Annotated in this window: 11 protein-coding genes and 2 pseudogenes; 6 read left to right on the top strand and 7 right to left on the bottom strand. The window is 72.7% G+C overall.

Going from position 1 to position 12949, the window contains the following annotated elements; all coding sequences use genetic code 11:
• Window positions 1-100 precede the first annotated feature (100 nt).
• The 3 genes and pseudogenes from ACFU5O_RS07255 to ACFU5O_RS07245 form a co-directional block, all read right to left on the bottom strand.
• A pseudogene (locus tag ACFU5O_RS07255) lies at window positions 101-1522 on the bottom strand (LutB/LldF family L-lactate oxidation iron-sulfur protein); the annotation flags it as partial.
• Complete coding sequence (locus ACFU5O_RS07250; protein ID WP_384237430.1) at window positions 1519-2238, bottom strand: (Fe-S)-binding protein; 720 nt, start codon at window positions 2236-2238, stop codon at window positions 1519-1521. The gene ACFU5O_RS07250 and the pseudogene ACFU5O_RS07255, both read right to left, overlap by 4 nt.
• A 24-nt stretch (window positions 2239-2262) precedes the next feature.
• On the bottom strand, window positions 2263-3489 hold the full coding sequence (locus ACFU5O_RS07245; RefSeq protein ID WP_384237428.1) for a cytochrome P450: 1227 nt from the start codon (window positions 3487-3489) through the stop codon (window positions 2263-2265).
• Window positions 3490-3743: 254 nt separating this feature from the next.
• Here ACFU5O_RS07245 and ACFU5O_RS07240 point away from each other — a divergent pair, with 254 nt between their 5' ends.
• The 3 genes from ACFU5O_RS07240 to ACFU5O_RS07230 all read left to right on the top strand — a co-directional run bounded on the left by ACFU5O_RS07240 (window position 3744) and on the right by ACFU5O_RS07230 (window position 6033).
• A complete protein-coding gene (locus ACFU5O_RS07240; protein WP_384237426.1) occupies window positions 3744-4175 on the top strand; it encodes an SRPBCC domain-containing protein in 432 nt (143 codons plus the stop codon).
• A gap of 190 nt (window positions 4176-4365) precedes the next feature.
• Window positions 4366-4770 (top strand): YciI family protein, encoded by a 405-nt coding sequence (locus tag ACFU5O_RS07235; RefSeq protein WP_384237423.1) that lies wholly within the window; start codon window positions 4366-4368, stop codon window positions 4768-4770.
• Window positions 4771-4773: 3 nt separating this feature from the next.
• Complete coding sequence (locus ACFU5O_RS07230; protein ID WP_384237797.1) at window positions 4774-6033, top strand: RNA polymerase sigma factor; 1260 nt, start codon at window positions 4774-4776, stop codon at window positions 6031-6033.
• A gap of 138 nt (window positions 6034-6171) precedes the next feature.
• On the opposite strand, the gene ACFU5O_RS07225 is transcribed toward ACFU5O_RS07230, so the two are convergent.
• Window positions 6172-7380: an MFS transporter gene (locus ACFU5O_RS07225; RefSeq protein WP_384237421.1), complete on the bottom strand. Its 1209-nt coding sequence runs from the start codon at window positions 7378-7380 to the stop codon at window positions 6172-6174.
• Between the two features lie 142 nt (window positions 7381-7522).
• Window positions 7523-7618: pseudogene (locus tag ACFU5O_RS07220) on the bottom strand (IS5/IS1182 family transposase); the annotation flags it as partial.
• A gap of 162 nt (window positions 7619-7780) precedes the next feature.
• On the opposite strand from ACFU5O_RS07220, the gene ACFU5O_RS07215 reads away from it, so the two are divergent.
• From ACFU5O_RS07215 to ACFU5O_RS07205, 3 genes are all read left to right on the top strand, one after another.
• Window positions 7781-9277, top strand: coding sequence for a hypothetical protein (locus ACFU5O_RS07215; protein ID WP_384237419.1), 1497 nt, complete (start codon window positions 7781-7783; stop codon window positions 9275-9277).
• Window positions 9278-9388: 111 nt separating this feature from the next.
• Window positions 9389-10693: an AAA family ATPase gene (locus tag ACFU5O_RS07210; protein WP_384237417.1), complete on the top strand. Its 1305-nt coding sequence runs from the start codon at window positions 9389-9391 to the stop codon at window positions 10691-10693.
• 131 nt (window positions 10694-10824) lie between these two features.
• The gene (locus ACFU5O_RS07205) at window positions 10825-12069 is read left to right on the top strand and encodes a VWA-like domain-containing protein (protein WP_384237415.1); all 1245 of its coding nucleotides are present in this window, start codon (window positions 10825-10827) and stop codon (window positions 12067-12069) included.
• 171 nt (window positions 12070-12240) lie between these two features.
• On the opposite strand, the gene ACFU5O_RS07200 is transcribed toward ACFU5O_RS07205, so the two are convergent.
• Window positions 12241-12606 (bottom strand): hypothetical protein, encoded by a 366-nt coding sequence (locus ACFU5O_RS07200; RefSeq protein ID WP_384237412.1) that lies wholly within the window; start codon window positions 12604-12606, stop codon window positions 12241-12243.
• Between the two features lie 5 nt (window positions 12607-12611).
• The gene (locus ACFU5O_RS07195) at window positions 12612-12755 is read right to left on the bottom strand and encodes a hypothetical protein (RefSeq protein ID WP_384237410.1); all 144 of its coding nucleotides are present in this window, start codon (window positions 12753-12755) and stop codon (window positions 12612-12614) included.
• Window positions 12756-12949: the final 194 nt, after the last annotated feature.

Here is a 12949-nt window from a genome sequence, read left to right as displayed (position 1 = left end):
CACGAGGCACGGAGCCCGTTTCCGGTCCGGCGGGCTCCGTGGCCGCGGTACCGGTGGCGGATCCCTCGCCGGGAGGCCGGGCAGGCGTCGTGGTGGTGGGGCGATGCTTCTTCCACCAGTCGCGGAAGGGTTCCGCAGGGAGTTGGGGAAGGGCACGCGTGTCCGTCCAGGCCCGGGCGCCCGGTGGGTTCGCGGGGTGGACGCCGCGGGTCCGGGAGGCGAGCCGCTCGCCCGCGGCGAAGGCGGACGGATGGTCCAGGAGCCAGCCCGCCGCCTTGATCGCGGCCTTCTCCAGGCGATGCCCCCTGCCGCCCTGTTCCGCGACGCGCTCGCGCAGATGCACCAGCACCTCGGGGATGTCGATGGCGACCGGGCAGACGTCGTAGCAGGCGCCGCACAGCGACGAGGCGTAGGGCAGCGAGGCGTCGATGTCGCTCGCCGTGCCGCGCAGCTGGGGGCTGAGGATCGCGCCGATGGGGCCGGGGTAGACGGAGCCGTACGCATGGCCGCCGGCGCGCTCGTACACGGGGCACACATTGAGACAGGCCGAGCAGCGGATGCAGCGCAGCGCCTGGCGGCCGACCTGGTCGGCGAGGGCGCGGGTGCGGCCGTTGTCGAGGAGGACCAGGTGGAAGCTGCGGGGGCCGTCCGCCGCGGCCGGATCCGATGCCCCTGTCCACATGCTCGTGTACGGGTTCATCCGTTCGGCCGTGGAGGAGCGCGGCAGGGTCTGGAGGAAGACCTCCAGGTCCCGCCATGTGGGCACGACCTTCTCGATCCCGACGACGGAGATCAGCGTCTCGGGCAGTGTCAGGCACATCCGTCCGTTGCCCTCGGACTCGAACACGACGAGCGTGCCGGTCTCCGCGACCATGAAGTTGGCGCCGGAGACGGCGACCTTGGCGCGCAGGAACTTCTCGCGGAGATGAAGCCGGGCCGCCTCCGCGAGGTCGGCGGGCGTGTCGGTGAGCCCGTCCGGAGCGGGACGGCCCCAGGCGGCCATACGGTCGCGGAAAATGTCACGGATCTCGGCGCGGTTGCGGTGGATCGCGGGAACGAGGATGTGGGACGGACGGTCGTCGCCGAGCTGCACGATGAGTTCGGCGAGGTCGGTCTCGTACGCCCGGATGCCCTCGGCCTCCAGCGCTTCGTTGAGGCCGATCTCCTGTGTGGCCATGGACTTGACCTTGACGACCTCCCGCTCGCCGGTGGCCTTCACCAGCTCCGCGACGATCCGGTTGGCCTCGCCCGCGTCGGCCGCCCAGTGCACGGTGCCGCCCGCGGCAGTGACCCGCTCCTCCAACTGCGCCAGATGGCGGTCGAGATGACGAAGTGCAAGGTCCTTGATCCGCTTGCCGGCCTCGCGCAGCCGTGCCCAGTCGGAGAGTTCGGCGACCGCGACGGCTCTCTTGTCCCGGATCGTGTGGGTGGCGTGCCGCAGGTTGGCACGCAGGGTCTCGTTGTGCACGGCCTCGCGTGCCGCCTCGGGGAAGGACGGCATGCCGACGAAGGTCCTGCTCATGCCCGCGCCTCCTCTTCCGTCCCGGCAAGGATCTCGGCGATGTGGAGCGCGCGCAGTGGTGCCTCCTCGCGGCGCAGGATGCCTCCGAGGTGCATCAGACAGGAATTGTCGCCGCCGCACAGCACGTCGGCCCCGGTCGACACGGCGCCTTGCACCTTGTCCCGGCCCATCGCGGTGGAGACGTCCGCGTTCTTGACGGCGAAGGTGCCGCCGAAGCCGCAGCACTCGTCCGCGCCCGGCAGCTCGACGAGCTCGAGCCCCTTGACCGCCTCCAGGAGCCGCCTGGGCCGCTCCCCCAGCCCGAGCAGCCGCAGTCCGTGGCAGGACGGGTGGTAGGTGACCCTGTGCGGGAAGTACGCGCCGACGTCGGTGACGCCGAGGACGTCGACGAGGAACTCGGTGAGTTCGTACGTGCGGGACGCGAGCGACGCGGCCCGCGCGTCACCGAGGCGTGGATAGTGGTGGCGGACCATCGCGGCACAGGAGCCGGAGGGCGTGACGACGTATTCGTACCCGTCGAAGACGTCTGCCGTGCGCCGCACCAGGGGTTCCGCATCGTGACGGTATCCGGTGTTGAACTGGGGCTGTCCGCAGCACGTCTGTCCGGCCGGGAAGTCGACGTCGACACCCAACCGTTCCAGGAGGCGGACGGTGGCCACTCCTGTGGACGGATACACGGCGTCGTTGACACAGGTGACGAAGAGGGCGACGCGCATGGGCGGAGGATATGCCGCGGTGGATCACCACACCAGGTGAAGCGCCTCGGGAGAGCGGTGAATCAGCGAGGGACGCATCCTGACCTGCCGGTCGTCCGCGATCCGCAGCTCGGGGAACCTGCTGCTGAACAGTTCGACGGTCAGACGCAGCTGCTCGCGGGCGAGCTGCGAACCCGGGCAGCCGTGGGCACCGTGTCCGAAGGCGATGTGCCGGCTCGCGGGGTCGCGGGTGATGTCGAACTCGGACGCGCGTTCATGGCGCTGATCGTCGCGGTTGGCGGAGCCGTAGGCGACGAAGACGGTGGCACCGGCCGGCAGCTCGGTACCGGCGACGGTGACGGGCCGGGTCGTCGTGCGTCGGAAGCCCTGCACCGCGCTGTCGTAGCGGGCGGCTTCCTCCACGGCGGCGGGGATCAGTTCGGGCCTGCGGCGGACCAGCTCCCACCGGGCCCGGTGGCGGAGCAGATGGAGAAGGGTGCTGCCGATGAGCGCGGTCGTCGTCAGATGGCCCGCGATGAGCACGTTCTGCAAGTTCGAGACGAGTTCATGGCGCTCGTCGAGCGTGAGTTCGCCGGTGCCGGGGGCGAGCGCGGCGACGAGCGCGGAGCAGAGGTCGTCGCGCGGGCTCTCACGGCGCTCGCGTATGTACCGGTCGAGCAGGCGCTGAAGCGCCACGACGTCCTGCGCGGCGGCGACCTGCTCGCTCTCGGGCATCGGACGGAACAGCAGTTGCTCTGCCCGATGGCCACCGTGGACCGCGGCCGGGACGTCCCGCGGATCGAGCCCGATCAGCTTCCCGACGACCGCGCCCGGCAGTCGGCGCGCGTACGACTCCATGAGCTCGGTCCGGCCGTCGGCCGCGAAGCCGTCGACGAGTGCGGCGGCGCGCTCGGCGGCGTACGGAACGAGCGCGGCCACCCGCGCGGCGGACAGGCCGCGGTTCAGCGGGGCGCGATGGCGGCGGTGGGCGGCGCCGTCGGTGGAGACGACAGTGGGGCGCTTGCCGAAGCCTCGCGAGAGGATGTCCAGGGCCGCGGGCGACGGTACGACATCGGGCCGCAGCGCCTGGGCGGAGGAGAACTCGTCCGCCCTGAGCAGCACTTCCCGTACGTCCTCGTCGCGAGCGACCAGCCATGCCGCCAGCTCGGGGACGTAAAGGAGGCCCTCCGCGCCGCGGGCCCGCGCATAGAGGCGATAGGGGTCGCGCTGCAGTTCGTCGAGCCTGTCGTGGTCGGTCGACGGGTACTCCACGCGGCGCCTCCCGGACAGTGGCGGTCGGGGCACGGTCAGGTCCGGCCATGGTGCCCGAGGCGGCGCGCCGGGGGAAGGCCGCGCCGGGGGCGTACGGCGTCGGCGAGCCCCCGCTCGCCGCGCCCCGGTACGGCACAGCCCGCTCCCTCTGGTCGCGTGACCGCTCCGGCATGTCCCGCGCGGGGAAGGGGGAGGTCGCGTGTCCCCGTGGCACGCTGGGGCGCCGATCAACCCAGGCCGCCGCTGGAGTCTCGATGACGAGCCTTGACTTTGACGTGTACGTTCGCGCCACGCCCCAGGAGGTCTGGACCGCTCTGACCGATCCGGCGATGGTTCCGCGCTGGCGCCTCGGGATGACGTTCGAGACCGACTGGCAGGCGGGCTCCGTACTGACCACGCGCTCGCCGGACGGCGAGGGCAGCGTGCAGCAGGCGGTGCCCGGGCAGCGACTGGTCTACGACTGGAGCCAGACCGGGGAGCCGGACCTGAACGGCGGCCGGCAGTCCGTGGTCTCGTTCGAGCTCGAGGCGATGGGTGAGGTCACGCGGCTCAATGTGGTGCACGGCGGGCTGGATCCGGACGGCGAGTTCCTCAAGATCGTCAAACCGGGCTGGCCGATGCTGCTGTCCAGCCTGAAGAGCCTGGTCGAGACGGGACGGCCGCTGGCTTTCCCGGTGGGGGGCTGAGCTCCCCGTACGGGGGACGTACAGAGGACGCCCGCGGACCCGGGCCCTGTTCGCCGCGGCCCGGACCGGCCGTGTTCCGCGGCCGGAAAAATCTTGCCGGGAATTCCGGCGGAGATGTCGAGATCGCGGCGCGTGCTTCTACCTACCCGTGAGAGCGTCACCGGGGCGCCCTCGGAACAAGGAGCGGACCATGAAGTACATGCTGCTGATGCAGTTCAGCGAGACCACCGTCGACTTCCCGCGGATCGACACCTGGACTCCCGAGGAGGTCCAGGCACACATCGCGTTCATGGGGGACGCCAACAAGAAGATCGCCGAAGCCGGGGAGTGGGTCGACGGACAGGGCCTCGCGATGCCGGACGCGGCCAGGATCGTGCGGGCCGGGGCGGACGGAGGCGCCCCTGTCGTCACCGAGGGACCGTTCCCGGAGACCAAGGAGTTCCTCGCCGGCTACTGGATCGTCGACTGCGAGACGCCCGAACGGGCCGTGGAGCTGGCCGCGTTCGTCTCCGCCGCTCCCGGCCCCGGCGGCGCTCCGCTGAACATGCCGATCGAGGTGCGCCAGGTGATGTCGGCGCCGACCGAGGACGTGTGAGCACTGACCGGGGCCGACCGGACCGCCGAGGACCTGCTGCGTGAGCTGGCGCCGCAGGTCGTCGGCGTCCTCACCCGGCGCTTCGGGGACTTCGACACCGCAGAGGACGCCGTGCAGGAGGCGCTGCTGGCAGCCGCGAGGCAGTGGCCGCAGGAGGGTCTGCCGCGCAATCCGCGGGGCTGGCTGATCCAGGTCGCGAGCCGGCGGATGACCGAGCAGGTGCGCAGCGAGCAGGCCAGGCGGCGTCGGGAGGATCTCGCGGCGGTGCGCGAGGGCACGGACCGGCGGACGGCGCCCGCCGCCGACAGTGATGAGGCCGGCGGTCAGGACGACACGCTCACCCTGCTGTTCATGTGCTGTCACCCCGCACTGACGCCGTCGGCGGCGATCGCCCTCACCCTGCGATCGGTGGGCGGGCTCACCACGACCGAGATCGCCCGTGCCTTCATGGTGCCGGACGCCACCATGGCTCAGCGGATCAGCAGGGCGAAGCAGCGCATCAGGTCCTCCGGCGTGCCGTTCCGGATGCCGGACGCCGGTGACCGGGGGCGCAGGCTCGACGCCGTGCTGCACGTCCTCTACCTCATCTTCAGCGAGGGGTACGCGGCCGGGGCCGGCCGGGAGCTTCAGCGCGTCGAGCTGTCCGTGGAGGCGATCCGGCTGGCCAGGGCGCTGCACCGGATGCTCCCCGAGGACAGCGAGGTGGCCGGCCTGCTCGCGCTGATGCTGCTCACCCACGCCAGAAGTGCGGCGCGTACCGGCCCGGGCGGCGAGCTGGTCCCGCTGGCCGAGCAGGACCGGAGCAGATGGGACGCCGAGGCCATCGGTGAGGGCATCGCGCTCATCACGGGAGTCCTGCCACGGGGCAGGCTCGGCCCGTATCAGGTGCAGGCCGCAGTCGCCGCATTGCACGACGAGGCCGGCACCGTGGAGGAGACCGACTGGCCGCAGATCCTGGCGTTGTACGGGGTGCTGGAACAGCTCTCGGACAACCCGGTCTATTCGCTCAACCGTGCGGTCGCGGTGGCGATGGTCCATGGCCCGGAAGCGGGTCTGCGCATGGTGGACAGCCTGGAGGCCGACCCGCGGCTGACGGGGCATCATCGGCTGTATGTGGTGCGCGCTCATCTGCTCGAGATGGCCGGTGAGCGGGATGCCGCCGCCGAGAACTACCGCGCCGCTGCGAACCGTACGCCGAGCCTTCCGGAACGGCACTATCTGACGATACGTGCGGCCCGGCTCGGTGGCGCCACTGAGCACTGAGCAGTGAGCACCGAGCGCCGAGCACCGGCGGCCGACGGCGCGGCACCGCGAAGGCATGTCCGGACCGGCACGCGAACCGGACCGGCACCGCACCGGCACCGCACCGGTCCGGACCGGCACCGGACCGGTCGGACGCGTTCAGTGCGCGGTGGAGCGCGGCGACGAAGGAGCCGGGGTTTCACGGCCTGAGGGGCGGGAGACCAGTCCCGGTGCCAGGGCCAGTGTGACCGCGACCGATGCCGCGGCCATCACCGCCATCGCCGTCGCGGTCGAGGTGTACTGGGCCACGGCGCCGGCGATCGCCGCGGAGATGCCCTGCATGGCGAGCATGCCGGAGGTGTGCAGCCCGAGGGCATGTCCGCTCAGCTCATGCGGCGTCAGTGCCATCAGACGCTCCTGGAGCAACAGGGTGGCCGCGTACCCGATAGAGGCCAGCGCCACGGCCACCACGGCGAGCGGCAGCGCCGGACGCAGCGCGAAGATCAGATACGGCGCGGCGAGCATCAGGCGCAGCGGGGCGCCCAGACGCTCCCGCCGGCGCCGGGGGACGAAGCGCCCGACCAGCGTGTCCCCGATCAGCATGCCGAACGCCGCCGAGGCGAACAGCAGCCCCGCGTGTCCGGGCGCGTGCGCGACGAAGAGCGCCTCGCAGCCGACGATCAGCCCGTTGGGCAGCCACAGCGCGAGATAGACGTAGCGGCGCGGTGCGGACGACCACAGCAGCGCGTTGTTCCGCCAGGTCTCCGCGACCGACGGCCGTCCGGCGGCCCGTGGTGGCCGCCGCCGGAGACCGAACCGGGCGACGGCGGCCGCGGCGATGTAGAGCGCGGCTCCCGTGAGCAGTGTGCCGCGCGGCGAGAGCACGCCGACCAGCACGCCCCCGGCTCCGTATCCGAGAATCTGCATCGTGCCGACGGACATGTTGAGGACCGAACGGCCGAGCAAATAGCCGTCCGTCCTGAGAATCTCGTTGAGCAGTCCGCCGCGCACACCGCCGCCCACGGCCGCGATCGTCCCCAGACCGAGCAGGATCGCGAAGGACACCCACACCGGCAGTCCGGGAACGGCCAGAGCAGCGGTTCCCAGCGCGAAGAGCAGCGCCATCCCGGTCAGCGCGGCGCGTGGCGGCAGCCGGTCGGCCGCCGACAGCAGTGTCGTCGCACCGACCACCTGGGCGAGCGAGGGACCGAACATGGCCAGGGCGGAGAGCAGGGGCGAGCCGGTCGCCGAGTACATCAGCGTGCCCATGGCCAGCCCGCTCACCGTCGAAGCGGCTATCTGTGTCGTGGTGTTGAGGAAGAGCGGGGTGAACTCCGGTGCCTGGAACAGCTCTCGGTAGGTGCGCATGCCGAGCAGTCTCGGAGATTCCCGCCGGAGGGCGTCACTGTTTCGCGGGGAGGCGAAACGATGGGCTGGTGGCAGATCAGCGCGGACACGCTCGCGGGCAGTCGCTTCGCCCTCTCGCCCCTCGCCGAGACCGAGGCGGGCTTCCCCGGGGCTGCCGGTGACCTTGATGGTCCGCCGGGACCGGGATCACCGCCCGGATGCCACGCTTGCGCAGGTGTTCGCGGATCGCGCGGGAGGCACCGGGCGTCAGTCAACGGCATACCCTGACCAACGGCCAGCTGATGGCGAACGAACTGCCCAGAGGGGCTGACTGATCGTCCACGGGGTGGGTTACGATGCTGGAGATGAAGAACTTCTCCTCGTACGGATCGGGGGAATCGTTCGCACAAGGTGAGTGCTGATGGCACATCACTTCGCGAACGAGATTCCGGCCCACCTGTTGATGTGGCAGCGCGTGCGCGAGTACGCCGTGCCACCGTCCATGATCGAGACCGCGACCGCACGGCGTGCGGTCGGTGACTGGGCGGGGGCCTGCGCCGCCGCCCGGATCGACGTTGATCTCGATCTGCGCGCCGTGCGCGACCGCCACGGCACCGATCTGGCCACCCACCTCCGTGCAGATCTGCGCCGGCTGGCGCCAGATCTGCTCCGCTGGCACATGCCCCGGATCGCCCCTGACGGGCGGCTCCGGCCTGGCCTCACCATTTCTCTGGCCCGTTACCGGAGTTCCGGCGCCACGCCGCTGCAGCTGGTGGTGCGGACACCGCCGGCCCGGGCGGACGCCGGACAGCGGATGTCCCTGGCCCTGTGGGAGACCGGGAACGGCGCCCCCGGGTACCACCCGCACCCGCATCCCGACCGGCGTTTCCGGCTCGACCTGCACCGGCATCTCTGGGATTCCGGGCGGAGCGGCGAACTGGCGCGACGGTGCGGTGCGGGCGGGGCACCGTCCATGGCGCCTCCCGACCGGCCCCACGCACCTGGTCGGCCGGTCCTGCCGGATCGGGCCGATCGGCCCGATCCCACCGTCCACGATTCCCCGTGGGCGGAGAAAAGTTGGGCCGCCGAGGCGGAGTTGCTGTTGCGGGCAGAGGGGCGCCCTCGCGGGGCCTTCACCGTGCGGCTCGGTACACGGAGCCGCGCCGTGCTCGAACTCGTCGCCCCCGACGACAGCCATGCCCCGACTTTCCGGCCGCTGCGAGACGCGCTGGCGCCGCAGGAGGTTGCGGCGCTTCCGGTGCTACCGGAGGCGGCGGCCCGGGTCCTTCCGGATCTGGAGCTGCTGCGGGCCGGGCTGGTCGCGCCCGAGCGGCTGCATCCGCTCGTCGCCGTAGCACTGGCGGCATCCAGCTCGGCACCGGTGGCCGGACCCGCCCCCGAGCCCGGCGATCCGCACCGGGTGGAGTGCCGGGGCGAGGTCCACCGGATCGCGCTGAGGGACGGGGTGCTCACGGCGATCGATCACGACCCGGCCCAACTGCGCCGGGAGGAGCTGCTGGTGGCGCTCGGCGGGCCGGCGCTGCCCTGCCTGCGGGCGATCGACGCGGTGCACCGCAACCCGGAGGCACTGCCTGCGGTCCGGGAGCGGCTCGGCCACGGTGACCTCGCCGGGGCGCTGGCCATGGTCGTGGGGCTGCTCGGTCCCGGTGCGGTCCTGCGCGACGGGCCGCTCCGGGAGGAACTGGAGTCGGCCGCGGCGCGGCGCATCGACCACGGGCTCTTCCGCTCGGGGCTGGTCGCCGCGCACCCCGGTGCCGGTGCGGCAGGAGGCGGGAACGCCCCGGGCGTGAGGCACGCGGAAGCGGGCTACCGTCCCCGGCTCGACCGCCGTACGCCTCCCGCCGTGCGCCGCAAGCGGAGCAGCCGTGCCCGGCCCCGCACCGGCCTGACCAGCTGACCGGCTGCCCCACACCGAAGTCCCTTTCCCGCACCGCGCATTCCGCGCCGCGGGCACCCACGACATCCCGGACGGGCCCTCCCGTTCCCTTATCCCACCCAGGTGATGCCCATGACCTCCAACACCCTCCTGCCCGCCCCGGCCCCGACCGCCGGCACGCCGGCACCCACCGCCGGGACATGCGCGACCGGCACCCACCTCGCCCTGGCCGACGGCCTCCTGTCCCTCCTGCGGACGACGACCACCGAGTCGCGCCCCGACGAACAGCTGGAAGCGCTCACCCTGGCCGTCGCGGCCGACCTCCCCGTGCTGCTCTGGGGCGAGCCGGGCATCGGCAAGACCGCGGCCCTGACGCAGCTCGCCACCTCCCTGGACCTGCCGCTGACGACCGTGATCGCCAGCGTCCACGAGCCGTCCGACTTCTCCGGGCTGCCCATCGTGGGCGACGACCCGGCGGTGCAGGGGGTGCCGATGGCGCCGCCGCAGTGGGCTGTGGAGCTCGTGCGGGCCGGGCGGGGGCTGCTTTTCCTGGACGAGCTCTCCACCGCCACCCCGGCTGTCCAGGCCGCACTGCTCCGGGTCGTCCTGGAGCGGAGGGTCGGTGCGCTGCAACTGCCGGCGGGGGTGCGGATCGTGGCCGCCGCCAATCCGCGCGCGTCGGCGGCGGACGGGTGGGAGCTGAGCCCACCGCTGGCCAACCGGTTCGTGCATCTGTACTGGGTGCACGACCGGGAGGTGGTGGTGCGCGGGCTGGGCGGGGTCTGGCCCCGGGCGGAGCTGCCCCGGCTGGTGCCGGAGCGGCTGCCGGAGGCGGTGGCTTTCGCCCGGCGCGCGGTCTGCGGCTTCCTGGAAGCCCGGCCGACGCTGATCCACCGGCTGCCGAGCACAGAGACGCGGCGCGGCGGAGCCTGGCCTTCGCCCCGGAGCTGGGAGGCCGCGTTGACCCTGCTGGCCTTCGGCACGGCGGCCTCCGTCTCCCGGGAGGTGCTGGCGCTGCTGGTTCGGGGCGCGGTGGGCGACGGGCCGGGGCTCGAACTCCTGGCCCATCTGGACCGGATGGAGCTGCCCGACCCGGAGTCGCTGCTGGCCGATCCGGCCTCCGCCGAGCTGCCGGTGCGGGGCGATCTGCGTCAGGCGGCGTTGGAGGCGGTGGTGGCTGCCGTCGGGGCACGGCCGGAGCGGGAACGGTGGGAGGCGGGCTGGGCGGTGCTGGTCCGGGCGCTGGAGACGGGCGTCCCAGACCTGCTGGTCGCCCCGGCGACAGCGCTGGCCGCGCTGAGGCGCGACGACTGGGAAGTTCCGGAGGCGGTGGAGCGGTTGGCGGGGGTGGTCGGTCTCTCCCGACGGGCGGACCGGTCGGTGGAGCGGGCCGCGGCGGCGGCCGACGCCGGGCGTGTGACGGCGGCACGCCGATGACGATCCCCGCGAAGCGGCCGAAGCCGCACCCGATGTCCCGCCCCGCTCCGCCGCGCCGGGTGCGACCCACCATGCGGAGGCCGCCGGCCGGCTCCGGCGGGCCGGACGGTCGGCCCGGACTCCCGCTGGACATGGAGAAGTTGCTTGCCGCCCGGCTGCACGCGGTAAAGGTACGTCCCTATCTGGCCGGCGCGCTCTTCGCGCTGCACGTGGTGGAGGACCGGTCGGTGCCGACGATGGCGGTGGACGCGCACTGGCGCTGCTACGTCTCCCCCGGCTTCGTGGCGCGCACCCCGCTGGAGGAGCTGGCGGGCGTCTGGGTGCACGAGGTCTCCCATCTGCTCCGGGACCACCACGGACGGGGCGAGCGGTATGCGCGGGAGCACGAAAAGCACGGGCCCGGCGAGCGAGGCGAGACGGGGGTCCCCCCGGCCGAAGGCTGGGGGAGGCTGCGGCGGAACATCGCCGCCGACTTCGAGATCAACGACGACATCTACGGTGACGGTCTGCCCCTGCCTGCCGGGGCGGTGCTGCCGTCGCTGTTGCGGCTGCCCGCCGGGCTGCTGATGGAGGAGTACCTGCGGACGGCGTCGATGTCCGGGCTCGCCGGGGACCTGGCCTGGCTGGACTGCGGCAGTGGCGCCGACGGGCAGAACCGGCCATGGGAGCTGGGGCCCGACGGGGCACACGGGCTGAGCAGGCAGCAACGGGACGCGGTCCGATTCAGGGTCGCCGAGGGGATCAAGGGCCGACCGGGCGACGCGCCGGAGGGGTGGCGCCGATGGGCGGACGAGGCGTTCCATCCGCCGCAGCCGTGGCGGCAGTTGCTGGGGGCGGCGGTCCGCTCTGCGGCGGGTGCGCCGGGGCTGGGCGAGGACCACAGCTACCGTCGTCCGTCCCGGCGCTCGGCCGGTGTCCCCGGGGTACTGCTGCCGAGCCTGCGCCGTACGCCGCCCCGGGTCTGTGTCGTGATCGACACCTCCGGGTCGGTGAGCGACGCCGAGCTGGGCAGCGCGCTGCTGGAGGTGGCGGCGATCTCGCGGGCGGTGGGCGGGCGGCGCGACCTGGTCTCGGTGATCTCCTGCGACGCGGCGGCGGGGGTCGCCGTCCCGCTCTGTCGTGCCGAGAACATCGAACTGGTCGGCGGCGGGGGAACGGACCTGCGCTCCGGATTCGAACGGGCGCTCCGCTCCCGGCCACGCCCGGATGTGATCGTCGCCCTGACGGACGGTCAGACGCCGTGGCCGTCCGCGCAGCCGCCCTGCCGCACCGTCGTCGGCCTCTTCCCCCGTCCCGCCCGCGTCGCGAACGAGGAGAACCCCGACTACGCCCCGGACACCCCGCCGCCCTGGGCGCGTGTCGTCACCATCAGCTGAGACAGCACAGTGGCGCGCCATCGCCACCCGTCGCACACGGCCCGCGCGACCAGCTACCTGGCCGGTCGCCACTCCTCGGCACACCGAAGAGCACGACACAGCTGGTGGCCCTCGCCGGGCAGGGCCTGGCGTCCGTCGGCCGCCACCTCAAGGTGGAGTACAAAGCAGGTCTCATCCCGCGGCGGCTCGCCGGACGCCCGGTGCTGTACTACCGGACGGCTGCGGGAGGGGCACTCGTGCGGGCCCGGATGAACGCTTGAGGCGCAGGGCCGTCAGGAGATGCCGAAGAGCGGCCCGGTGATGGTCGAGGTCGTGACCGGCGTACGAGAAGAACGCGAGCAGCGCGAGTGCGGCGCCGCCCAGCGCCACGTCCTTCAGGAACATGACCTGTTCCGTCTGGCGGGTCCCCGGGTCGGTCTCCTTCCAGAAGCCGTGCATGAGAACGGCGGTCGGCAAGCAGAAGACGGCGATCAGCAGTGCCCCCAGATCCGCCCAGATGCCCAGCGCGACGCTGAGGCCTCCGGCCAGCAGCAGCACCCCGCTCAGAACGGTCGCGGCGACGGGAGCCGGGATCCCCTTGGCGGGGCGTAGGAGCCCATCGCCCTGCTCCGGGTGAGATGGCCCACCCCGGAGAAGAGGAAGATCAGCGCGAAGAGAATGCGTCCGATCAGCACGAGGACATCCATCGTGGCCTCCCGATCCCGAAGCGGATGACCCCCTTTCGCATTTTCGCACCACCTGGCTCCGGCGGCGGGCCGGGACGCAGAGGCGCCAGGGGCGGGCTGCACACCGCCCCTGGCACACGTACACGAACAAGCCGGGGTGGCAGGGGCTGTAAGAGCGCCCGGCGGCGGCGGGGCGGGGGGGCCCGGCCCCCCGG

Origin of the sequence: Streptomyces sp. NPDC057445, from assembly GCF_042802855.1 — a bacterium.
Classification (GTDB): domain Bacteria; phylum Actinomycetota; class Actinomycetes; order Streptomycetales; family Streptomycetaceae; genus Streptomyces.
Note: the sequence above shows the minus strand (reverse complement) of the source record. Positions and strands in the feature narration are given on the sequence as shown.

Coding starts and splice junctions, on each gene's coding strand:
- ACFU5O_RS07250 (WP_384237430.1), bottom strand. CDS start 2,238: ATGCGCGTCGCCCTCTTCGTCACCTGTGTCAACGACGCCGTGTATCCG.
- ACFU5O_RS07225 (WP_384237421.1), bottom strand. CDS start 7,380: ATGCGCACCTACCGAGAGCTGTTCCAGGCACCGGAGTTCACCCCGCTC.
- ACFU5O_RS07195 (WP_384237410.1), bottom strand. CDS start 12,755: ATGGATGTCCTCGTGCTGATCGGACGCATTCTCTTCGCGCTGATCTTC.
- ACFU5O_RS07210 (WP_384237417.1), top strand. CDS start 9,389: ATGACCTCCAACACCCTCCTGCCCGCCCCGGCCCCGACCGCCGGCACG.
- ACFU5O_RS07205 (WP_384237415.1), top strand. CDS start 10,825: ATGGAGAAGTTGCTTGCCGCCCGGCTGCACGCGGTAAAGGTACGTCCC.
- ACFU5O_RS07240 (WP_384237426.1), top strand. CDS start 3,744: ATGACGAGCCTTGACTTTGACGTGTACGTTCGCGCCACGCCCCAGGAG.
- ACFU5O_RS07235 (WP_384237423.1), top strand. CDS start 4,366: ATGAAGTACATGCTGCTGATGCAGTTCAGCGAGACCACCGTCGACTTC.
- ACFU5O_RS07215 (WP_384237419.1), top strand. CDS start 7,781: ATGGCACATCACTTCGCGAACGAGATTCCGGCCCACCTGTTGATGTGG.